Origin of the sequence: Rhodanobacter sp. K2T2, assembly GCF_013408815.1 — a bacterium.
Lineage (GTDB): Bacteria > Pseudomonadota > Gammaproteobacteria > Xanthomonadales > Rhodanobacteraceae > Rhodanobacter.
The window spans coordinates 15,822-38,177 of sequence record NZ_JACCCA010000019.1 but is presented as its reverse complement, the minus strand read 5'-3'; the positions used below and the strand labels follow the sequence as shown (position 1 = coordinate 38,177).

22 protein-coding genes and 1 pseudogene are annotated in these 22,356 nt (G+C 59.6%); 11 read left to right on the top strand and 12 right to left on the bottom strand.

What is annotated here, in order from left to right; all coding sequences use genetic code 11:
- Nucleotides 1-98: 98 nt before the first annotated feature.
- A complete protein-coding gene (locus HDE78_RS20345) occupies nucleotides 99-953 on the bottom strand; it encodes a methyltransferase (protein WP_255457941.1) in 855 nt (284 codons plus the stop codon).
- On the bottom strand, nucleotides 922-1,392 hold the full coding sequence (locus HDE78_RS20340) for a lipocalin-like domain-containing protein (protein WP_179482954.1): 471 nt from the start codon (nucleotides 1,390-1,392) through the stop codon (nucleotides 922-924). Before HDE78_RS20340 ends, HDE78_RS20345 begins: the two co-directional genes overlap by 32 nt.
- Nucleotides 1,393-1,598: 206 nt before the next feature.
- Here HDE78_RS20340 and HDE78_RS20335 point away from each other — a divergent pair, with 206 nt between their 5' ends.
- A complete protein-coding gene (locus HDE78_RS20335) occupies nucleotides 1,599-2,453 on the top strand; it encodes a LysR substrate-binding domain-containing protein (protein WP_179482952.1) in 855 nt (284 codons plus the stop codon).
- 429 nt (nucleotides 2,454-2,882) lie between these two features.
- The gene (locus HDE78_RS20330; protein ID WP_179482950.1) at nucleotides 2,883-4,040 is read left to right on the top strand and encodes an NAD(P)/FAD-dependent oxidoreductase; all 1,158 of its coding nucleotides are present in this window, start codon (nucleotides 2,883-2,885) and stop codon (nucleotides 4,038-4,040) included.
- A gap of 215 nt (nucleotides 4,041-4,255) precedes the next feature.
- On the opposite strand, the gene HDE78_RS20325 is transcribed toward HDE78_RS20330, so the two are convergent.
- Nucleotides 4,256-4,756 (bottom strand): ATP-binding protein, encoded by a 501-nt coding sequence (locus tag HDE78_RS20325; RefSeq protein WP_179482949.1) that lies wholly within the window; start codon nucleotides 4,754-4,756, stop codon nucleotides 4,256-4,258.
- A gap of 241 nt (nucleotides 4,757-4,997) precedes the next feature.
- Nucleotides 4,998-5,711, bottom strand: coding sequence for a hypothetical protein (locus HDE78_RS20320; protein ID WP_179482947.1), 714 nt, complete (start codon nucleotides 5,709-5,711; stop codon nucleotides 4,998-5,000).
- Nucleotides 5,712-6,303: 592 nt separating this feature from the next.
- Here HDE78_RS20320 and HDE78_RS20315 point away from each other — a divergent pair.
- The 4 genes from HDE78_RS20315 to HDE78_RS20300 all read left to right on the top strand — a co-directional run bounded on the left by HDE78_RS20315 (nucleotide 6,304) and on the right by HDE78_RS20300 (nucleotide 9,050).
- Nucleotides 6,304-7,725 (top strand): serine hydrolase domain-containing protein, encoded by a 1,422-nt coding sequence (locus tag HDE78_RS20315; RefSeq protein WP_179482945.1) that lies wholly within the window; start codon nucleotides 6,304-6,306, stop codon nucleotides 7,723-7,725.
- Nucleotides 7,726-7,796: 71 nt separating this feature from the next.
- Entirely contained in the window at nucleotides 7,797-8,165 is a 369-nt protein-coding gene (locus HDE78_RS20310) for a DUF6249 domain-containing protein (RefSeq protein ID WP_179482943.1), read from the top strand.
- Entirely contained in the window at nucleotides 8,158-8,727 is a 570-nt protein-coding gene (locus HDE78_RS20305; protein ID WP_179482941.1) for an RNA polymerase sigma factor, read from the top strand. The genes HDE78_RS20310 and HDE78_RS20305 overlap by 8 nt, the downstream gene beginning before the upstream one ends.
- A complete protein-coding gene (locus HDE78_RS20300; RefSeq protein WP_179482940.1) occupies nucleotides 8,724-9,050 on the top strand; it encodes a DUF5056 domain-containing protein in 327 nt (108 codons plus the stop codon). Before HDE78_RS20305 ends, HDE78_RS20300 begins: the two co-directional genes overlap by 4 nt.
- 327 nt (nucleotides 9,051-9,377) lie before the next feature.
- Here HDE78_RS20300 and HDE78_RS20295 read toward each other — a convergent pair whose 3' ends face one another.
- Nucleotides 9,378-9,551: a hypothetical protein gene (locus HDE78_RS20295; RefSeq protein WP_218862617.1), complete on the bottom strand. Its 174-nt coding sequence runs from the start codon at nucleotides 9,549-9,551 to the stop codon at nucleotides 9,378-9,380.
- A 523-nt stretch (nucleotides 9,552-10,074) separates the two neighbouring features.
- On the opposite strand from HDE78_RS20295, the gene HDE78_RS20290 reads away from it, so the two are divergent.
- Nucleotides 10,075-10,500 carry a response regulator gene (locus HDE78_RS20290; RefSeq protein WP_179482936.1) on the top strand — a complete coding sequence of 142 codons (426 nt, stop codon included), beginning with the start codon at nucleotides 10,075-10,077 and terminating at the stop codon, nucleotides 10,498-10,500.
- A 117-nt stretch (nucleotides 10,501-10,617) separates the two neighbouring features.
- On the opposite strand, the gene HDE78_RS20285 is transcribed toward HDE78_RS20290, so the two are convergent.
- Both HDE78_RS20285 and HDE78_RS20280 read right to left on the bottom strand, forming a co-directional pair.
- Nucleotides 10,618-10,983, bottom strand: coding sequence for an isochorismatase family protein (locus tag HDE78_RS20285; RefSeq protein ID WP_218862615.1), 366 nt, complete (start codon nucleotides 10,981-10,983; stop codon nucleotides 10,618-10,620).
- A gap of 222 nt (nucleotides 10,984-11,205) precedes the next feature.
- Nucleotides 11,206-11,960, bottom strand: a pseudogene (locus HDE78_RS20280) (pirin family protein).
- 255 nt (nucleotides 11,961-12,215) lie between these two features.
- On the opposite strand from HDE78_RS20280, the gene mug reads away from it, so the two are divergent.
- A complete protein-coding gene (gene mug, locus HDE78_RS20275) occupies nucleotides 12,216-12,734 on the top strand; it encodes a G/U mismatch-specific DNA glycosylase (protein ID WP_179482934.1) in 519 nt (172 codons plus the stop codon).
- A gap of 115 nt (nucleotides 12,735-12,849) precedes the next feature.
- A complete protein-coding gene (locus HDE78_RS20270) occupies nucleotides 12,850-13,479 on the top strand; it encodes a DNA-3-methyladenine glycosylase (RefSeq protein WP_343205626.1) in 630 nt (209 codons plus the stop codon).
- A gap of 19 nt (nucleotides 13,480-13,498) precedes the next feature.
- Here the strand turns inward: HDE78_RS20270 and HDE78_RS20265 are convergent, their stop codons facing one another.
- Complete coding sequence (locus tag HDE78_RS20265) at nucleotides 13,499-14,035, bottom strand: hypothetical protein (protein WP_218862613.1); 537 nt, start codon at nucleotides 14,033-14,035, stop codon at nucleotides 13,499-13,501.
- Nucleotides 14,032-15,195 (bottom strand): glycosyltransferase, encoded by a 1,164-nt coding sequence (locus HDE78_RS20260; RefSeq protein WP_179482931.1) that lies wholly within the window; start codon nucleotides 15,193-15,195, stop codon nucleotides 14,032-14,034. The genes HDE78_RS20265 and HDE78_RS20260 overlap by 4 nt, the downstream gene beginning before the upstream one ends.
- A gap of 338 nt (nucleotides 15,196-15,533) precedes the next feature.
- On the opposite strand from HDE78_RS20260, the gene HDE78_RS20255 reads away from it, so the two are divergent.
- The gene (locus tag HDE78_RS20255; RefSeq protein WP_179482929.1) at nucleotides 15,534-16,199 is read left to right on the top strand and encodes a carbonic anhydrase; all 666 of its coding nucleotides are present in this window, start codon (nucleotides 15,534-15,536) and stop codon (nucleotides 16,197-16,199) included.
- Nucleotides 16,196-17,071 (top strand): bestrophin family ion channel, encoded by an 876-nt coding sequence (locus HDE78_RS20250; protein WP_179482928.1) that lies wholly within the window; start codon nucleotides 16,196-16,198, stop codon nucleotides 17,069-17,071. Before HDE78_RS20255 ends, HDE78_RS20250 begins: the two co-directional genes overlap by 4 nt.
- A gap of 33 nt (nucleotides 17,072-17,104) precedes the next feature.
- On the opposite strand, the gene HDE78_RS20245 is transcribed toward HDE78_RS20250, so the two are convergent.
- From HDE78_RS20245 to HDE78_RS20235, 3 genes are all read right to left on the bottom strand, one after another.
- A complete protein-coding gene (locus HDE78_RS20245) occupies nucleotides 17,105-17,254 on the bottom strand; it encodes a hypothetical protein (RefSeq protein ID WP_179482926.1) in 150 nt (49 codons plus the stop codon).
- 26 nt (nucleotides 17,255-17,280) lie between these two features.
- Entirely contained in the window at nucleotides 17,281-19,290 is a 2,010-nt protein-coding gene (locus tag HDE78_RS20240) for a tetratricopeptide repeat-containing sulfotransferase family protein (RefSeq protein WP_179482924.1), read from the bottom strand.
- 89 nt (nucleotides 19,291-19,379) lie between these two features.
- A complete protein-coding gene (locus HDE78_RS20235; protein WP_179482923.1) occupies nucleotides 19,380-22,034 on the bottom strand; it encodes a TonB-dependent receptor in 2,655 nt (884 codons plus the stop codon).
- Nucleotides 22,035-22,356: the final 322 nt, after the last annotated feature.

Sequence of the window (22,356 nt, the reverse complement as noted above, 5' to 3'; positions counted from 1 at the left end):
TGACGGAAATCCCCCGCCGTTTTGGATTGGGTGCCACAGCGCCGTTCTTTCAAACGGCGTGCTCTCCAACGCAGAACGGGCTATGCCTCTACTGCCGTTTACTGGGGCTTGCGGAATTTAAGGACGAACTTGTCAGTGCGCCCTTTGATCTCAGGTGCGAAAATGATCTTGTCGTGGGCGTCCTGAGGATTGCGCAATAGGTCGCTGCGTGCTTCCAGTACGAACCCCGCCGCTTGCACTTGCGTGATCACCGTGGCTGGATCAATACGATGCAATGTGCCGGCATCGCGCCCGCCCGAACCGGGCTCTGCCGCATGATCGACCACCATGAAAACGCCGCCAGGCTTCAAGGCTTTGAAGGCTGCCGCATCGAGCTTGGCTGTCTCATCGGGGCCACTATTGCCTTGGACGGCAAACACCGTGACCTGCCCATAGACGTCGTGATAATTCTGCGACGTCCAGACCACATCGAGGGACGAGGGCGCGCCCAGTTGGTCGTATGGCAGCACAACGAGACTGGTGTTGTGGTAGTTCATATCGGTGGCTATCGCCTTGATCGGTTCCAGCGCCTTCGGCCTCGCCGCCGCAATGCTCTGCGGTACGACGGCATAGACATGACCGCGTGGTCCGACCACTTTGCTGAAGATACGCGTGAAATAACCGCCGCCCGGCATGACATCCGCCACCTTGTCGCCCGGTTTGATACCAGCCAAGGCGACCAATTCGGCCGGCTTGCGGCTGGCATCGAGCTGCGTGTCGGCAAGGGGCCGCGCGCTATCGGCTACGGCGCCCGTGACATAGGTCGGTAGGGACATACCGGCATATGCCATCGCTGTCGCCGCGCACAGGCTAAGGCCGAACAAAGCTTTTTTCATAAGTCCTGACACTCCGCAGTTACGTTGGGTAATCCATGTCGCGCCTTCAGGGCAGGCGCTGCCATTCCACTTCGCCATGAGCACCTTTCCCCGCACCGCTAGACGGTTTGGCGACGGTGTAGGTCAACCGGTCACCGTCCAATGTGTAAGGGCTCGCACCGCTCTTGCCATCCCAATTGGGAAACGACGCGTGCTCGATATGCGTATGCAAAGTCGTGCCGTCAGCCCATACCTCCCCATAGTGCGCATTGCTATCCAGCGCAGCCGCGCGATATTCATCGGCAGTGCCTTTGGACTTGTCGTTGGCAGCAAAGCCGGTGCGCTGCGCGCGCACCATCTGCATGCTGTAGCGGCCGTGTGCATCGATGATCCACAGGCCCTGAGGATGCGGGCCGTATAGTTCTATGCGGTGACCGTCTGGATAGACGTTGTCGACTCTAACCAGCGTCCACGCGCCGACCAGGGAAGCCGGGACGGCACTCGACCCGGTCTCTGCAGCTTTATCGGCACGCCGCACGGCCTGTTCAAATGGCGAGCTTGTGGCCGCAGCTGAAAGCGGACCGAGTAACGGAACTAATCCACTAAGCGCTAAAACCCAAAGAAATCGGCGCATGGAGAAACCCTCTCGCTCTCGTACGAATGCACGCAGCGTAGTCGGCTACCATGTATGGATAAACACCATTTTCAGATATTTCAGTCATTTCAAATCGAGATGGATAAGCGATGAAAGCCCTTGACCTCGATGCTGTGAAAGCCTTTGTTCTGACGGCCGATCTGCAGAGCTTTACCCGTGCTGCGGAAGCTCTGGACAGCACTCAATCCGCGATCAGCCTAAAGCTTCGTCGATTGGAAACACAGCTGGGACGGCGCTTGCTGGAACGCACACCAAGGCAAGTGCGCTTGTCTGCTGAAGGTGCGGTCTTTCTGGTTTCGGCGCGCGACTTGGTGGGTGCGCATGATCGCGCCGTTGCTTCCTTCAGCATCGAACAACGCCGAATGGTTATTGGCATTAGCCACCAGATCGTAGGCAGCGAGTTGCCTTCCCTGCTGCGTCATATGAACGAACAGGACCCGCACCTGTTGATCGAATTGCGTGTCGCAGGCTCTCGCGAAGTGATGCAGGCCTACGATGAGGGTCGGCTGGATGCTGCCCTGGTACTCCAACCGGAAGACCGACACCGTCAAGGCGAAAAACTGTTTAATGAAAGCTTCGCCTGGATCGCCGCGGCGGACTGGGAGCCACGTGCTGGACAACCGCTACCGCTGTCCACTCAGGGCGAGACATGCAGCATACGAGCGAACGCGGTGCGTGCGCTCGACCAAGCGGGCATCGCCTGGACAGAGGTATTCATCGGTAAGGGCGCGGCCGTGGTCGGCGCTGCAGCCGCCGCTGGCATTGCCATCGCCGTGCTGGCCCGCCGGAGCGCTCCGGCGGGTACCGTCGATATCGGTAATACGTTGGCACTCCCCACCCTACCGACCCAGGAGGTTGTGCTTTATTCCGCACTCAACGACCGTCGTTCGCGTCACGCGTTACGCATCTTGGGCGCTGCGTTCAAAGGTCTTGTCGAAGTCTGAGTTTTTTCTGGTCGCCCAATTTTTGTCTGCATCATTAACGAATGGACGTCCAAATTTCGGATCACGACGGTGGTGACAATTCGATTCTTTACAATTCCGCGCTTCCGGCCGCGCAAGCGCTCCTGCCTTGGCAAGCGCGAGACACCTCCTGGCATCGGAGATATCGTGATTGTCCGACGACGCATACCAGTCGTCCCGCTGACGGGGCGTCCGCAAAGCTGCCGCAATCCTGTCGTTATGCGATACTTGATTCTCAACGATCGCGAAAAACGGCCGTCTGTCGTAGCTTCTAGCTCCACCATCAGACGGCCGCATACACGTCGCCTACGCATCTGAGCTAGGTCGGCCAGCGCTTCCCCCGACGTATGTCGGACCTTACTGCGTACTATCGCGCGTCGATGCGCGGGTCCGCAGTCATCGGAGCGCGTCATGAGCACTTACCCGGATCACTTCCCTGCATCGAAACATCCACGCATCGCCATCGTAGGCGCCGGCCTTGGCGGACTGACGCTCGCACGCGTTCTGCACATCGACGGGATTCCTTCGACGATTTATGAAACCGAAGCCTCGCCCGATGCGCGGGCGCAGGGCGGCTTGCTCGATATCCACGAATACAACGGCCAGCTTGGACTGAAAGCCGCGGGACTCCACGACGCGTTTCTCGCCCTCACGCTTCCGAGCGAGGATGCCAAGCGTGTCGTGGACAGACACGGTCATGTCCTGCTCGACAAACCCAGCTCGGGCGGCACAGCCAAACCTGAGGTGGACCGAGGCGCGCTACGTCGTCTGCTGATCGACGCCCTTCCTGCCGAGACTATTGTGTGGGGACGCAAGCTCGTCAAGGCAAATCGCCATGACAACGGCCAGCATCATCTGGTCTTTGCCAATGGCTCGACGGCCACGGCGGATCTGCTGGTCGGGGCCGACGGCGCCTGGTCGAGAGTTCGCCCGCTTCTGTCTGCCGCCACGCCGGTGTACGTCGGCACCACCTTCGTCGAGACCCATCTCTTTGACGGCGACAACCGATACAAAGCCAGCGCGGACGCCATCGGCAGCGGTACGTTGATGGCCGTCGAACCGGGCAAAGGCATTCTGGCGCACCGCTACGCCAACGGTAACCTGCATACCTACATCGCTTTAAACAAGTCGCCATCGTGGTTCGGCGCCATCGACTTCGGTCAGCCGACGGCGGCCCTGCGTCACCTCGCAAACGAATTCGAAGGGTGGGCACCCAAGCTACGGGCATTGATTACGGATAGCGATACGGTGCCCGTCGTCAGGCCTATCCATGCCCTGCCGATCGATCACCGTTGGGATCGTGTCAGCGGCGTCACGCTTGTGGGCGATGCCGCCCATCTGATGTCGCCATTTGCTGGCGAAGGGGCCAACCTTGCCATCTATGACGGCGCGGAATTGGGCCGCGCGCTGCGCAACCATCCTGGCGATATCGAGGCTGCACTGGCAACGTATGAAGCGGCGCTTTTTCCTCGCAGCGCCTCCTTTGCCGACCAAACGGCGCAGAATCATCGGCGCTTCTTCGGCGACCACGCTCCTCAGAGCGTGGTCGAGCTGTTCTCTGCGCACTAGTTGCCTGCCACGGCACACTGGCGAGCGCCCAGCAGCGGTGGTCCGCTCGACGTTGAGCATGAACGTCCGGTTTCGGACGGCCAAACCCTGCTCGGCGGAAGACTGCAATGGGTCGACCTCGGCCCGTTGCGGCTTTTGTTGGGTCGTCACCTGCAACGCAAGGCGACGGTCGGCCGGTAACCGACGTTCAAAAGCGTCGAGAACCGTCTCACGGGCTACTGTACGTAGCGAACGATGTGGAAGCCTTCGTCGCTAGAGGGCGGCACGAAATGTCGGGTGATCTCGTTAAACTCGGCATCCGTGGGCGCAAAAGGATGAGAGCCCGTGGCATTGCGAGTTCGTAGGCGCATTTTGCACACCTCGTCGGAAACATCGAGGTAGTGCAATTCGTGGGCGACGCCAGCGCTTTCGATGATGTCTTTCATCCAACGTCGGTTACTGAGCGTATTGGCGGGGAAATCGAGCACCACCGACACGCCGGTCCGCAGCAGTGACTCAATGTGTGGCGCGAGTGCTTCGCGCAACTGACCCGAGCGATGAACGTAGTCGGCGAGCGTATGGATGTCGTTCGCATAGAGCTGCGACAGCCAAACATCTTCGCTGAGCAGCACCGTGTTTGGCCGCGCGGCCAGTTGCTGGGTCAGCGTCGACTTTCCTGCGGCAATCTTCCCGCATACCAGGTGAAGAACCGGAGGCTGGAGACTATCGGGACTCATAAAAACTCCTTTTGGCTTTGGAAGCCCAGGAGTCGGATACAAACAACCCGCCTCCAGGGCGGGTTGTTTTAGCTGCGCAGCACGCGCGCTAACCCACCTTATTTTGTGGGCTGCGAATAATCAGCGAGGTATGGGTATGCGCGCACTTCATACTCAGGACCATAAGCGACGAAATCATCCACGTCAATTCCGAAAGCGACATCAGCTGCGTTCATGTCCGCAGCTGAAAGCGGATTCCGAACTACACCGATGACAGACGCCCATATGCGCAAGGCTCTTCCTGACGTGACACGTGTGCTGTCACCTTCCTTGGCAACGTCTGCATCTGACCCGTGCTTGCGCTCGTTATCCCGTGAGCCCGAGAAGGTTTTTGCACCACCTCGTAAACGCCTTGCTCTTCGCTCACGCCGGTGTGCGAATGGCGCGGCGGGTTGAGACACTGCGATTCCACCAGGCGGATGATGTCACGCACGGCGCGTGCGTCGTTGAAGATGGCGTGCCCCAGTAGCGACAGCGTGTGGTCGGCTAGCTCAGCGCTTTGGCTAGCGGTGACGACATCGCCGTGGGCCACAATCATGTCGATCAGCTGGTTGAGTGTGTCGACCTGGTCGAGGGTGATGCCGAAGCGGTAGCGCTCGCCCGTATCGTAGGGCATCGCTTCGGCGGCTTCGGGCTTTGCGTAGGCGCCCGGCTCGGCCTCGCGTTCGGATCGGTAGGCTGAAAACGAGAGGTTGTTCAGTACCAGGCCCAACTGCTCTGCCAGAAATCCCCGGCAGATCGCGACCTGCTCCGCGTTGATCTCGGGAATCCCTTCGTGCTCTGCATCCGGCGTGCGCGGTTGCGCTACGTGCGAAAGAAACTCGACGTAGTCGCGCAGTTTCTGCAGCCCAAGCTGGCTGTTCTCCGGCAGAAAATAACCCCTCGTTTCCAGATCATTTGCATCGAACGTCGACATGGCCGCAACAGCGGCTAATCGCCCTGCCAAGGTAAGAAATCGGCTACTAGCGGCTGTTCCTCCGCCACAATGCATGCCGCAAAGCGATCTCTGTGATGAGGGTTAGGCTTGCAGCGCGACGGCGGTTTGAGTTGCGGGTCGTTCTTTGCGCTCCATTTCGCAGTGCATCTTTCACGACCGTCTTCTCGTATGCGTGCGATCGAACGACGCCTTAGCTGCGCATGCATAAGTGTGCGGGATTTGAAGGTTGCTATGGGCGAGCTCGCAGGACGTTGGCAAAAAGGCCCTCGACAAAGCGCAGCAAGCCACGCGTGTTGAAGTGATCCGAAATGCTGGGTACCCCATCGCCGATACCCTGCCGTGAAGACTGCGTCCGCGTATGGCACTTCCATATTCTTGCGAGGAAGCCATTCCGCTGAATCCAATCGGTGAGGTGGCTGCATCTAAGGGATTGATACCGCCATGTCGGCCGGTGACCCAGAGAGCCTCCTCCATGATCGACCGTATTGCCATCGTCAGGTCCAAAGCTCGCGCGTTTCGGCTCTCCCCCTTGTGGGCCTCTCTTTCGCTGTTTTGCGCCGCGACGCCTTGCATGGCCACCACGCCCGCAAACGCGCAGCTGCCCGATACGCCGGCGGGTCACCTCGCCGGTGAGCTGATCCGCCATGCCAATAACGATGGCCCTGTACGGATCACGCAATGGGTGCCAAGCATTCTGTCGGCATCCATCGCTTCCGACGACAAGGCCTCGTTTATCGCGGACCTGGCTTCGGCGGCACGCGACAGCGGCGGACTGGACGTATTCGACGTGCGTACCGACCCGCATCAGCCGGGGCTGTTCGAAGTCGCCGTCAAGGGGCGACGCAACGCACAGTCCGCTCTGTTCTTGTTGGCCGCCGACCCAGCGCATCCAGACCAGCTCACGGATGCGCACTTGGTCTCGATGGACAATCCGTTTTATGCCGACTGGCCCAAGGGCCCGGTGTCGCATGCGGAGCTGGGAAAACTGATACGCGCCGTACTGGACAAACTGGTACGTGTGTCCGATTTCTCCGGCTGCGTGGCGGTTTCCGATGGCGGCGAAACCGTGTTCGACGAATGCCGAGGCCTCGCCGAACGTAGCTTCAACGTACCGGTGGATCATCAAACGAAGTTCCACATCGGCTCGATCGGCAAGATATTCACCGCGGTTGCCATCGCGCAACTGGTCGAGGCCGGCAAACTCTCGTGGAACGACACGCTGGCGAAATGGGTTCCGGAATATCCCGACCAGGCGACGGCGAAGAAGATCACGGTATGGGAGCTCCTGCATCATACCGCAGGCCTGGGCGATTTCATGGTGCCGGATTATTTCGAGCACGCCGCGCGCTTCGTCAAGCCGGTGGACTATCTGGCGCTGATCGCCCGCCAGCCCAAGCTGAGCGAACCAGGCAAGGGGCTGAACTACAGCAACGCCAGCTACATTTTGCTCGGCCGCATCGTCGAGAACGTATCGGGCGAAAGCTATTTCGACTATATCCAGCATCATGTCTTCGAACCGGCGCAGATGGCGTCCAGCGGCTTCGACAGCGAGGACGAAATCGTGCGTGGGCTTGCGGTCGGCTACTACCACGACGATGGGATGTTCTCCCGCACGTGGAAGGCAAACTGGGTACAGAGTGTCTACAAGGGCAATCCTGCGGGCGGCGGTTATTCCACCAATGCCGATCTGCTGCGGTTCGTCAAGGTTCTGCACGGGGGCAAGCTGTTGAAGTCTGCAACGCTGGCGAAGATGTTCGACGACACCGTGCCGGCCGGTCCCGGTGCGATAGGAGCAGGCATCGACGAACGGCTCTCGCACGGTCTGCACATCCGCGGCCACCAAGGCGGCATCGAGGGCACCACGGCCGACCTGGAGATGGTTTGGGAAACCGGTGCCGCGGTGGCGCTGACCAGTAACGAAGGGCCATCGCAACATTGGCTGCTGGCCGAGCAGATTGCAGACTTGCTTGCCGCCGAAGGCGCGAAAAACTGAGTTCCGCTAGCGCCTAGTTCATCATCTGTCACCTGAGCCTTTCGGCTCGATAAACCCTTTGGAGCAAGACCATGGATTACTTTTTGATTCCCCTCGTCGTGATGTCGGCCCCTGTGCTCATCATCCTGATCGTGCTGCGCTACGGCTACAAGCGGACACAGGCGCGTTACAACACTCTGCTTCAGCTGGCCGACAAAGGTGTAAACCTGACGCCGGAACTGTTGCTGGAACCGCGGGCGGTGTATAGCGAACGGCGTAGGGCGCTGGTGCTGATCGGTGGCGGCCTGGGATTGATAGCGATGTTTTTAGCGTTGCCCGGCCAGCTCGATAACGGCCTGGGCATCGATCGTCTCTGGGGTATCGGCCTGTTGCCGTTGATGACGGGTTTGGGTTACCTCGCCAGCTGGTGGTTGAACCGGCGGGGAGATGTGCGTGGCTGACAGCGCCGCCGAGGCGCGCATCGATCAGGCCCTGGCAGTACGCGTACGACTCGACGGCGACACCCGGGCGTTCGAGCAATTGGTGCGCCGGCACCAGGGCATGGTGCGCGCGCAATTGCGTCGGCTGCTCCACGGCGACGATGCCGCAGCCGACGACCTGGCCCAGGAAACTTTTGTGCTGGCGTGGCGCAAGCTGGATCAGTTCCGCGGCGAAGCGCGATTCTCCACCTGGCTGTATCGCATTGCCTACACTTGTTTTCTGCAGGCGCGCCGCACCCCTTCGCGAATCGATGCCCTCGACGACCAGGCCGCGGATCAACTTCGGGCGCCGGGGCATCGGATCGACCTGCAGCTCGACCTCGAACGCGCCATGCGTCAGCTGTCCGCCGCCGAGCAGGTGGTGCTGCTGCATTGTGCGCAATTGGGACTCAGCCACGACGAGGCCTCCTACGTACTGATGATGCCGCTCGGGACGGTGAAGACCCATGCGACACGCGGCAAGGCAAAATTGAGAACATGGCTCGCGGACTGGCGTCATGCCGGCAAAGAGGAAACATCATGAACGAATCGCACGACGACACTCTCGAAGCACTGCTGCGCCGGCAATTCGACGGGCCGGTGGCCGACAACGGTTTTAGCGAACGGGTGATGCAGCATTTGCCGTCGCGCCGCCCTCGTCGTACTGCATGGCCGCTATGGCTGGGGGTGATGCTAGGAGCCGTGACGTGCGGCCTTTGCCTGGCGAATGTGCCGCTGCTGCATATCGGCTGGCGGGACTGGTTGGCTGGAGATCTATCGACCTCTGCCATCGGCATGCTGCTGGCAATGGTTGCCATGTCGTTGCTGGCTTTGGGATGGAGCTTGGCGGAGAGCGAGGATCGCTGAAAGAGCCCCTGCTCAGAACGTGGTGAAGCACGGTTAGTCGGGTTTATCGCCAGGGGGCGCTCGCGATCGGCAGAAAAGCATCGGCAACAGGCTGCCCACCTACCCTGCACCATCGACTTGCGAAAGGACTGAGGGGAACCTGGGGCATACATCCTTCGATGTACTGGTATCCATCTATGCGCGGTTTTACGGTTTTATCCGCCTTGCTCGGTGTGCTTCTGAAACCAGATGACGTGAAAGACCTGATCGAAACGATCGGCGCGTCAATGAGCAAGCGATGCCTGATATGAAGCGGCAGCGATTCGTCGGGAGCGAGCCTTAATGCGCTTACCAATCATCATCGATGATCTTAAAGCCAAACTTGTTGAGTATGTGGCCGATCTGATCGGAGACCCATTGGCGCTCTTCGGGAGGCGCACTCCGATGAATCTTTTCCGCATGACCTAAAAAATCTTTCAGAAATCGCTCGGTGGTTACATATGTTCCGGCGACGACGCGCATCTGCAACTCAAACGATTCAAGCTGTCGCCGGAGATTTTGCCGAGAAATTGCCATAACCAGTACCCATAGTCTCTGGTTATCACCATAAGCCCGCGTCCTAAACATTGAATGAACAAATTCAGGTAGGCGGCGAGGACGACGAACCTTTCAATTCACCGGCTTGAGTTCCGGTGTGAACCGCCACCGCTGGCGCTACGTTCGACGCAGAGATAAATCCATTCGTTCTGGATGGCGACCCTATTTTTTAGCAACTTTGCGAGCGAAGGCCAACGCATCGTTTCTCGATGAAAATTGCTTTTCACCATCCTGGGAATAGGCACCTTCCAGCTGTCATCGCGATCTGGATTGAAGGGAGTATAGAAAATCTCTATCGCTTACATTCCCCTGCCGACTGTTCAGCAAGCCGAGGTGATGAATGGTTCGTGCGATCAAAATAGTGCGATAGTGTGTGAAAACAGAGACACTGGCGATAGGGCTAGTGTCGTCGTCCGGTCTATCATAAGGCGCTGGAGCGCTTCCTGACATGGCGAATTTAGCGATTCTCATTGTCGAAGACCAGCCAGACGTGCGCGACTCGATTGAGCGGATGGTGGAGCAATGGCCGCACGTCGACGTTCACTCGGCTGAAGGTTTCCTATCTGCTGCGATATCGATAAACGCTATGCAGCGCTTGGATTTGCTCCTTAGCGACCTCTACTTCCCCGATGAAATGAATGGGATAGACATAGCCGATTTAGCCGTAAGAACTCATGCGGAAGTTGCCGTCGTTTTGTTCTCTGCTGATCGCCAGGCCGATATCGAGGGTATGCGCGAAGATTACGAGTTCATGCAAAAGCCTTTCAACCAGGAACAACTGACAGTTCACGTTGACAATGCATTTTCGAAACTGCGTACTTCCGCAGAGTGGCTGCTTGGGCTATCGGCTCGGGACGACTTCTCTCTGCATTGATCAGCACAAAGCTCTTGTCGGCTCCCGGTAATCTTGATCCAGGCACAACTGGAGGAAACCAGCTCCAAGGACGACGCTCCCGGTTTTGTGTAGCACCTAAGTTGGGATTCCAATTCATCAACTGACGGAGGTCGGACGTAGCGATTTACCGACGAACAAATCATCGGCATCCTGCCCAATGCGCTGGAATTCGAGCAGAAGTTGAAGCCAGGAGGTTACCGTGGCGCCGGCCGACTGCATCCGCTGAAGGCTCATCGAAGTCAAACCGCCGCAGGCATCGCCCACCACATGGACGCGGTAGCCGTCCGCGAGCGCCGACAGAACGGGAAACGACACACATGCCTCGGTCAGCAGTCCGCAGACTATCAATGCGCGTTTGCCGGTGGCCTCGATGGCGGCACGAGACGCGTCGTCCTCCCAGACATTCATGTTTCGTCGTTCGATGGCCGTCGTCCCCGGCAAGACCTCCTGCAGGTGCGGCATAAGCGGTCCGCTATAGACCTTCGATGCCGATGTCGAGACTACGACAGGAACATCGAACGCCTTGCCGTTCGGGCGACGGCAACAGCATTGCTTCGAAAGATCTGCCGATCGTGGGAACCGGTCGCGAACGCCAGTCCCGCCTGCAAATCGACCAGCAGAAGAACGCAGTCGTCGGGCATCAGTAATGACATGTCTATCGCCGAGTTGCTCTTTGGGGGTCGACTAGACGCGCGGAAAAGGGGTGAGATCGAAGACCAGGACCTCGGCATCAATGCCCTCGGCAACCTCCACCCGCTGCTTATCGGTCAGCTTGACGGCATCACCGGCCGCAAGCTGAGTGCCGTTGATGCCGATGCTGCCGCGCACGACATGCACATACGCAAGTCGCCCTGCATCCAGGTCGAGCGTGGCCCGCTCCTGCCCGTCGAAAAGACCGGCATAGAGGCGAACATCCTGATGCACGGTGACCGAGCCCCGTTCACCCGTGGGGCTGGCGACCAGACGCAGCACACCGCGCTTTTCGCTGTCGGGATACATTTTCTGTTCGTACGATGGCGTCAGGCCACTGCGGGAAGGAATGATCCATATCTGCAAAAAATGCGTCGTTGCGGCCGGGAAGGAATGATCCATATCTGCAAAAAATGCGTCGTTGCGGCGGCGTGGTTGTATTCCGAATGGGCGGCCCCCGTCCCCGCCGTCATACGCTGGACCTCACCCGGCACGATGACGGCTTCGTTGTTCATGGAATCTTTGTGCGCCAACGCGCCTTCCAGCACATAGCTGACGATTTCCATATCGCGATGGGTATGAGTGCCAAAGCCGGAGCCGGCCTGGATCCGGTCTTCGTTGATCACGCGCAGCGGTCCGAAATGGACGTGGGCATCATCGCGATAGTCCGCGAATGAGAAGCTGTGATACGAATCGAGCCAGCCATGGTTGGCATGGCCGCGGTCATTGGCTTTACGCACTGAAAGCATGAAGTCCTCGCGGTATAAAGAGCTGTCGATGTAAACGCTCTGGCTTCCAGGTTAGTACGCCGCCGAAGTCCGCAACTCCCCTGGGCGTGCGCAAACGCATCCCCCATATTGGGTAGAAGCTTTCAGGGCGATTGCGTTCAGAAAAGATCGGCCTCGCGCCTCCAAGCTGTTGGACTTCAACCATGCCATCTGTATTTGCGAGACACTGGCCTTGCGGATCAAGTTCGGCTCTGCCCTAGGTCTTCGAGGTGTGCCATGACTGACGAGCTCCCGGATATCATCGCCGAAGGACTCGACGTGCTGTTCTGCGGAATCAACCCAGGGATGATGGCGGCCGCGACTGGTCGGCATTTCGCCGGAAGAAACAATCGCTTCTGGCGAGTCATCCATCTCGCGGGCTTTACCCCGCAGGAGATTTTGCCTGAGCAGGGCCACGAGCTACTGGAATACGGTTGCGGTGTGACGTCTGTGGTTAAGCGAGCGACGGCGCGTGCGGATCAGCTCTCGCCAAAGGAATTTACCGCTGCCGCTGCCCAATTCGAACGGAAGGTCGCACACTATGCTCCACGATTTATCGCCTTTCTGGGCAAGGCTGCCTACGGCGGACTTTCCGGTCGACGAGACATCGCCTGGGGACGGCAACCGAACCGCATGGAGGGTGCGGCGATTTGGCTGCTGCCCAATCCTAGCGGTAGGAATCTTGCGTTCGGTCTCGACCGTCTGGTTGAAGCGTATCGTGAACTTTATCGAGCGTCGGTCGACCATCCCACCTAGCGACTTCGCAAAACCACTCGCCGTATAGTGCTGAGCGAGTGTGCCGTTCTGCCCCGGCACACCGGCGCTTTCCAGCGAGATGCGATAGGCATGTTCAAAACCGATGGAGGTTCGAGTGGTTCAAAAAGAATCGGCTTCGGCCGTCTGGCCAGGCGCGCCCCTGTCGCGCGCTTTCTTTGATCCAGACGCTTCCACGGTCGCACCGCAACTGCTCAATAAAATCCTGGCGTCGGCGGATGGCCGGTCGGGCCGCATTGTAGAGGTGGAGGCCTACGTCGGCGCTATCGACCCAGCCGCACATACCTACCGGGGAAAGACGCCAAGAAACGCGGTCATGTTTGGGCGGTCGGGGCATATGTATGTCTACTTTACCTACGGCATGCACTGGTGCTGCAATTGCGTGTGTGGTCCCGAAGGCGACGGTAGCGGCGTGCTCATCCGCGCGCTGGAACCTCTGCACGGTCTCGCGCAAATGCGCGCAGCACGCCCGCGAATAGCGCGCGATCGTGATTTGTGCCGTGGCCCGGCTCGGCTGACTCAGGCCATGGGCATCAGCGGAGCACAAAACGGGATCGATCTGGTGGGCGCCCGTGATGGCTTTACCATTGTCGGCGACGGCATGGCTCCGCCTGAGGATCTGGTCGGCGGACCTCGCATCGGCATCAGCCTAGGCAAGGATTTTCCATGGCGGTGGAGTGTGCTAGGCAGCCGTTATGTATCGGGTACGGCCGCTCGACGAAACTGACCGCCGTCATCCAGAATCATTATTTGGAGCGGTGCGTGGCGCGCAGTGAAAGCGAAAAAAGTATGGCGGCAATGCCGAGGAATACCCAGTAGTCGCTGGGCGCTGGCCCCCACCAGTGAACATGCCAGGGAATGAACTGCGGCCGGAAGTGGGCGAGCCCGTAAGCGGGATTCAGGATGAACCAGAGAAAGTCCTCGCTGAGCCAGAACAACATGATGCAGGCGAGCACCCGGGCTTCGTGACGCCAGCTCCAGGTTCCAGAGAAAACGAGGGGGAAATGGAAAAACAGAGCCATGCAGGGAAACAGCCAGGCATGGTATCCCGTCATCGCCCGGCCGCCCCAGAAAACGTCTAGCCACCAGCGATGTTCGATCCGCCACGTCGGCAGGCTGGCGGCCCAACCCGCCGCGCCCTCCACCTGGATTTCGACATGGGCGAAAAAGAACGCCAATAGTTCGGTCCATCCCAGGGTGAGAAGCAGCAGCAGCGGACGATTGAAATCGAACCGGTCTTCTCTGCATCGTGGTCCCGCTTCGCGCCCATCCAACCCGATCATCGACACTCGACACCGTTGCAGGATTCGATCGGAGCCAGCTGTGCCAGAACGATGTCCAGCACATCCCGTGCGGCGCCGGGACGGCCGATGTCTCTCGCACGATCGCGCATGCGCTCCAGACGTGCGGTATCGGCAAGCAGTTCGTGCAACCGATATTCCAGCGACACCATATCGATGGCCTTGAACGCGGCACCTTGCTCTAGGAGGTAGTCGGCGTTGCGCTCCTCCTGACCGGCAATGGGCGCATAAACAATCATGGGAACGCCGACCGCAAGCGATTCGGATATCGTCAGTCCACCAGGCTTGGTGATCAACAGATCGGCGCAGGCCATCAGAGGCGCCACATCATGGGTGAATCCGAAAGGAAATAAACGCCCCGGATATTTCATCGCGAGAGTCTGGAGACGAGCCAGTGCCTGCTCGTTGCGACCGGCCAGCACGATCAGTTGAAAATCGTGCTTCAGCTGCATGAGCATGCCCGCCACTTCATCGAGCTTGCCCACGCCTGCCCCACCGCCCATCAGCATGATCGTCTTTCGCGCAGGGTCGAGTGCAAACCGCCGGCAGCATTCCTCGCGATCATGCGAGTCGCCGAACGCGGGCATTACCGGAATACCGGTGACATGAATCCGCTGCGACTCGATCTGATTGGCCCGCATCCGAAAGGCGATTTCCTCGCTCGCTGCGAAAAAGCCCGTCATGCCTGGAATCACCCACATGGCGTGCAGGTCGAAATCGGTCACTTGAACCCATACGGGAATATTCAGCCGACCGTGCCGAAGCTCGTGGGTCAACACTTCGGCCGGCAGGAAATGGGTACAGACGATGGCATCGGGCGCAAACTCGTTGACCGCCTTGCGCAGATCGCCGGTTCCAAGCCGTTCGACCGCACGTCGGAACTTATGCACCGGGCCGTCGGGATCCGCCTCCGCGCTACGTTGGTAGAGCATGCCCCATAAGGTCGGATAACTGTTGACGAGAAGGATGTAAAAGTCCGTATACAGTTTTCGCATCGCCGACGGGACGTACTCCATGACGTCCAGGTGTTGCGTGACGACACCGGGCAGGCCCTTCTCCGCCGTCAGTCGCAGGGCCTCTGCTGCGCGCATGTGACCGGCACCGGCTGACACACTGAGGAACAGGATTTTTGGCGGCGCCATTGTTCAACCATCATATGAACCAGCGAATACCCGGTCGCGGGGTGTTATGCATATCTGACCCGTACGATTTCGTAGTGCTCGACGCCATGAGAGCCGGTGAATTCACCATTGAGGCCCCGGACGCTGCCGATCAAGACGCATGTCGTTCGATGATACGGCAATCAGATGACACTTCGTGTCCGTCTCGCACCACCGGCCGATATCCCCGAACCCGAGCCAATCTCGCCAGAGGCCGCTCCCGATCATGTCGTTTTGAATTCGAAGCGTTCGGCGTTGTCTTAAACTACGGTTCCCGCTGCCTCGCGCGCCCGCGCAGGCCTCTTTCCCAAGGCAATGGTATGACCCCCAATATCCCGCATGACGATAGTCTCCTCAGCCTGCTGCGAGGCGTCGAAAACTTCAGTCAGAAAGTCTTCCCCGAGAGCCGCCAGCTGTTCAGCGAACTGGCCGGGGGGCAGACCCCACATACCTTGTTCATCACTTGCGCGGATTCTCGCGTCGTTCCCGAGATGATCACCCAGACCCAGCCGGGCGAACTCTTCGTCTGTCGCAATATCGGCAACATCGTGCCCGGTTACGGTGAAATGCTGGGTGGCGTATCCGCCGTCGTCGAATATGCCGTGATGGTGCTTGGCGTGCGCCATGTCGTGGTCTGCGGACACACCGACTGCGGCGCGATGAAAGGCCTGCTCAATCCCGACTCCACGAAAGACATGCCTACCGTCGAGGCCTGGCTGCGTAACGCGCAGGCAGCCAAAAGCGCCATGTTCACGCGCAAGCTCGAAGGCAACGAGGCCGTGCTGGCACTGATCGAAGAAAACGTCCGCCTGCAGCTCACCCATCTGCGCACGCACCCGGCGGTGGCCGCAGCGCTCGCCAATGGCGCGCTGAAGCTGCAAGGCTGGGTCTACGATATCGGCGACGGCCAGATCGCGGTACTCGACGAACAGCACAACCGCTTCGTTCCGCTGACCGAAGCGATCCAGCGCGAGCAAGACAAATGATCCTGCCCGGTCGCGCGCACCTCGGACACATCCTGCGTTACGTGGGGCGACCGCTGGGTATCCTGTTCGCGTGGGACGTGGTGGTCACCGTGGTCTGGTATTTCATCCCCGCGAACTGGCTAGGTTTCCCCGCGCTGCCCCTGGCCTTGCTCGGTTCGGCGGTAGCGTTATACCTCAGCTTCCGCAATACCACCGCGTACGCGCGGTGGTGGGAAGCGCGCACCCTGTGGGGGGCGATGGTCAACGCCTCGCGCACGCTGGCCCGCGAAGCACTCACTTTGATAACGGATCGCGAGACGGCCGCCTCTATCGTCCGCCGGCAGGTGGCTTACGTGCACGCGCTGCGCCTGCACCTGCGTAGGCAACCGCCGTGGGACGACTTGTCCGCGCGTCTCTCGACCGAAGAAATCGAATCGCTCCGCAGCGTCGCCAACGTGCCCAACGCCATCCATGTGCGTACGGCGCAACGGATCGCCGAAAGCCGCCTCGACCCGATATTGCTCGCCGCGATCGCACGGACGCTGTCCGACATATCCAACGCGCAGGGCGGCATGGAGCGGATCAAGAACACGCCCCTACCGCAGCAGTACGCGACCTACCCGACCATCTTCACGCACGGCTTTTGCCTGTTGCTACCGATCGGTCTGGTCGAGTCGCTGGGCATCTACACACCGCTCGGTTCTACGGTCGCCGGCTTCCTGTTCTTGGTACTGCTGCAGATCGGCAACGATATTCAAAATCCGTTCGAAAATGCCGAAGACGACGTCCCGCTTACGACGCTGACTCGCAGCATCGAAATCGACCTGCGCGACAGTCTTGGCGAAACGCACGCACTGGAGCCGGTGAAGCCGATCGACGGAATTCTTTGGTAAGAAGACCTCATAGCGCGTGGCGGGCAAGCGCCGTCACGTCAAACGCTCTTTGATGGCAACGGGCGACTCGCCTCCCCTGCCCTCAAGACGATGACGCACAATGCGGATATTCCGGCGATCGCTCTCCATCTGGAAATAGAGCTTTTTCGCGATGCCCGCCGATCGTGCTCCGATGCGGGACATATCGAATCCGTTGTCCCGCGTGTTTGCTAGCGATAACGCACTGACGAATCCCCGAGCGCCTCTTTCAGCGAACCCAACCAGGGCTCATAGTTCGTCCACCGGTCAACGCCATCGCGAAAGATCGGCTGGCGCACTTGTTCCGAGCTGGCCGTGCGTACGCTGCGCTCGGTCTTGTAGAACTCGAGGCAGGCGGGCTCGAATCCCAGCCCGCAGAAATCGAGGATTCGGCGCACGTTGCTTTCCAGATCGTCGACGACGCTTTCATGATGGACCCGAAGCACCCGACCGGGAAGCACGTCGTCCCAGTGGTGCATCAGCTCCAGGTAAGTCCGGTAATAGCGCGCGATGTCTTCGACGCTGTAGGTGAATTCCTGGCCATTGGCAAATAGCTGCTTCAGATTGCTGAAACAGCAGGCCATGGGTTCACGCCGCGCATCGATGATTTTCGCGTTGGGCAGAATCAGATGGATCAGGCCGATATGCCGGAAGTTGTTCGGCATCTTGTCGATGAAGTGCGGTTTGTCTCCGCGATAGATGCGCGTCTCGCTCAGGTACTTTTCGCCAAGCCGCAGAAACTCCTGGGGCGGCAGATCGGCAAGGACGCCCGGATAACGCGGGTTGTCGAGGTCGAGTTCCCGTCCCTGCAGGTCGAGCACCATGCGCGGAATCTCGCCCAGCTCATGGGTACCTTCGACGCGCGAATGAGATGCCAGTATCTGCTCGATCAGGGTGGAACCGGCGCGCGGCAGCCCGACGATGAAGATCGGGTCCCGGCGCTGATCGCCGACACCCTTGCGGCTGGCAAAGAACGCCTGGGTGCAGACGTCGATCTGCCGGCGCGTATTGGTTTCGATAATCTCGGCGCGGTATTGGCTCTCGGATCGTTTGAGCGCGTTGCCCTGGCAGTAATAACGCCACGATTCGGCATGATCACCGCGATCCTCGAACGCTTTGCCGAGTGCGAAGCACAGATGATACCGATCCACGACTTGCGTTGCCGGCGCGGCTTCCGCTGCGCGCATGTGGGCGATCTCCTCATCGCTGAAGCGATACGTTTTGAGGTTGGCCAAACTCCAGTAAGCGTCCCCGAAATCGGGGCGAGCCGTCGCGGCAGCGCGATAGGCTTCGATCGACTCCGCCCGCCGTCCCTGCGTTTTCAGCGAATGCGCGAGCGACAGATGAAAATCGGCCATGCCGGGCAGCTCCTGCACGAGCTTCTGATAAAGCATGATGGCGCGCTCGTGTTCACCTAGCCCGACGCTGGCGCTGGCGTATAGCGCACGGTAATCGACATTAGCCGGTTCGACCGCAAGCAGCTTCTCGGCCTCTTCGCCGGCACGTCGATACAGGTGCCGCTCGAGCAGCACGGAAGCGTAGTCGTAACGCGCCGCTCGGTAATTCGGCGCGATCTTCAGCACGGCCTCCAGCAGTATTTCGGCATCGTCCAGTACCTTGCGCGCAAGACCGATACGCGCGAGCAAGCGCATGGCCTCGACATCGTTGCCGGCCTTGAGTAAATAGGCGCGAATGATTTGTTCGGCAGGTTCAAGTTCGCCGTCCGAAAAATGACTGGTCGCGCGCACGACATCGGGCGCCAGGCGCTTGAGCGTGGCGACATGCGCGGCGGCGCTCGCCGCGTTGGCTGTATCGCCCGTCATGCGGTAAAGGCCTTCGAGCAGGTTCCAGCTCGAAGGCAGCGCCGGGTTGATGTTGACCGCGCGCAGCAGCGCATCGACCGCGCGCGGCGCATCACGTAACACCACGTAGCAATGGCCGCGCTCCTCGTACATACGACTGTAATGAGGATGTTGCTGTTCCATGCGAGCCAGCGTTTGCAACGCCGCGTCGATCTGTCCCAGATACCGTTGGTTGCGGGCGACGAGATAGAGCACCTCGTATCGGTCCGGCGCCTCGATCAGCAACGCCTGTGCCGCCCGCAGAGCGGGCGCGTACTGTCCGTCCAGGTGCAGCTGATGGATGCGCTGGATTTGAAGCTCCAACGGCGAGAGAGCTGGATCGGTTGCCGTAGCGTTCATGGTGACCAAGAAAAACCATTAAGAAAATGGGGGCGGCCTTGAAGACCGCCCCCATTCTATGTGCATCGACTTCGCGCGACGCGACTCGTTTAGAACTTGTAACCCACCTTCAGACCGATGACGCGCGGATGGATGGGTACCTGCGACTCGATGAACTGGGCCGAGGATGTAAACACGCTCGCATGGCTGTTGCTGAGGTTGGTGCCGTAAAGCGAAGCGCTCCAGCTGTCCTTGGCCACACCCACCGATGCGTCGACGGTATTGTAACCAGCCTGCAGATAGCGCAGCTCCACCGTGGTGATGTCCGTCACGCCTGCGCCGCTGGGATAGGTCGCCGGCTGGTTGTACATCGAACCGGTGCGGTTTGCCCCGATCTGCCAGAACGCCTTATAGCCCCCGTTGAACTCCCAGTCGTAACGCAAGCGCATGTTGAGCTGCGAACGGGGCGAGAACGCCGGCGTGCTGCCCACCTCACCGAAGGGGTTAGCGAACGGCGTCTCGGCGCCAATGGCTCCGGTTTCCACGATGCACGAGTTATAACCGGCCGACCCCGGAATATTGTTGACCAAGCACGGTGAGTTGGTCTGTTTGGCATGGTTGAGCGAACCGGAGCCGATGAGGGACAGGCCATCGGCAATGCGTGCCTGAAATTGCAACTCTAAGCCTTGTATCTTGTAATTTGGCCCGTTGACCGCGAACGTGGTGTTACCCAGCACCAACGGGTTGAAGAACTGCTGCTGCACATTGTCCCACCGCATGTCATACAGTGAGCCGTTGAGAAGCAGGCGGTTATCGAGAAACTCGGTTTTGAAACCGATTTCGTTGTTGGTCAGCGTATCGGGCGCGTAGCTGATCGGCTTCCTGTACTGCGGATTGCCGTCGAGTTTGGCAACGTCCGAGGTCGTGCGGTTGAAACCACCCGGGCGGAAGCCCTGCGAGAAGGTGTAATACACCATCGCATCCGGCGTGATGTGCCACGTCAGATTCGCATTGCTCTTGAACCCGTTATACGTGGTGTGGGAATTGATCACCGTGTCGTCGCCGACGTAGGTACCGTTGGGGACGTTCACCTGAGCGCTGGTGGTATAGAACTCCGTGCCGGTCTCGTATTCGGAGTAGTGGTAATAGCGCGTGCCGGCGGTGGCCGTCAGGACATCGGGAATGATGTCGTACGACAACGAACCGAACGCTGCCTCCTGCTTGTAACCGCGCTTCGCATTTTCACCGAAAGCCGTCCCGGCGGGCAGCGTGACACCCGGAGAGGACTCCGCCACGGCCACGCAGGGGTTTCCACCGCCCAGGGCAGTGGCGAGGTTTTGCGGCGTACACGATGGAATCGTGATGTAGTTGAACCGCATGTGGTCGTCGATATTGAAGTCTTCGTAGTACAGACCGCCGATGGCGCGCAAACGATAGTCTTCCGGTGTGCTGAACCGCAGCTCGTGGCTCTGATGCGTGCTGGTGACGTGGTCGTTCCAATAGCCTTCCGGCGAATAGCAAGTCGGCTTGCCAGCGCTGGAAATACCCGCGGAAGTACCGGTGCATTGGTAGTAGATGCCACCTGCGCTGCGCGAGTAGTTGGTGTAGTCCTGCTGCTCGCTGATGCGGCGATTGGTGTAGCCACCGGTGTATACGACCGCGAGATCGCCGACCTGCCCGTTCAACGTCCAGGCGGTGTTGGTGTCATGGTCATTGTTCCAGGCCGGCACGAAGGCGGTAATCTGGTCGGTACCCAGCTTCTGGCCGTCTGCGCCGATCGGATAGGTCGAGGCCTGCCCTTTGGCGTCCAGGTTTTGGTAGCTTTCGGCGATCAGCAGGTTCCAGTTCTCGTTGATCTGCCAAAGACCAGACAGTCGCGCCCCTTGGGTATCGACCGGATTCCAGTTGTTCTGTGCCACGGAATAATTGTTGAAAACCGAGGTGCCGCCAGCGGCGATGTAGGGAGCCATCACACCGCCGCCGTCGGTAGGCTGACGGGTGAACGTGCTGGGCACGTTGTCGATGTAACCACCCTGATGATCGTTGTAGATCACGCCACGCAAAGCGAACGTGCCTGGAATGATTGGCAGATTCAGCACCACGTTCGCCGAGTTGTTCGGAGCGCCGCCGGCGGTCACACTGGTGCTGGCTTCGGCGCTGCCGCTGACCTTGTCGAGATTCGGCTTGTTGGTGATGTAGCGCACGGCGCCCGCTTCAGCGCCGCCGCCGAACAAGGTGCCCTGCGGACCCTCGAGCACTTCGACGCGTTCCATATCCACCATGTAGATATCGAGGTTACGCGCCGGGAACTGCATGGACTGGTCGTCCAAGTAGACGGCCACATTCGGGAACGGTGCGATGGTCGCGCTGGACTGGTTGCCGAGGAAGCCGGTGCTCAGACCACGCATATAGATATTGCCCTGGCCCGGGCCGTTCGCGGCGAAGGTCACATTGGGCAGGTATTTGATCAGGTCACTGAACGACGTGGTGTTCAACTGCTGCAGCGTTGTGCCGGAGAAGGCCTGGATCGTAATCGGTACGGACTGGATGTCCTGGGTGGTGTGTTGCGCAGTGACGTTGATCGTCTGCAGCGTGTTCGCGTTCGCTGGTGCCGCTGCGCTCGAGCTTGCCGCAGGGGACGTTGCGTCGAGCGCGGCGACGGTCGGTGCGCTGTTGGGTGATGGGGTGTTGTCTTCAGCGGCATAAGACGCGCGACCTGCGACGAGCGCAGTCAACACCGCGAAGGCTATTTTATTGACTTTCAAGGTTCTCTCCAGATGGTCTAAGGCGGCGTGTCACAACGCAGCGAACTCAGCCAGCGATGGCGCAGATATCGACGCAGACCGCATTCGTGCTTGTGGACTCTTGGTTTGATCGGAAACTGTCAGCGGCAAGTCGCGCGAAGCATCCTGGAGCGCGCACTAAGGTCGTAAAGCTCCCCAAGCAGAGACGAGATATTCAAGTGTTCCCCTGGGCGCGCCTTACGGATGACGGCGACATGCATTGAAGCGGAATCTGATTGCGTGAATGTTGTGCGGATATTTCAATGCGGCTGCGTCTATGCGACAGGTATGGCCACCTATCTAG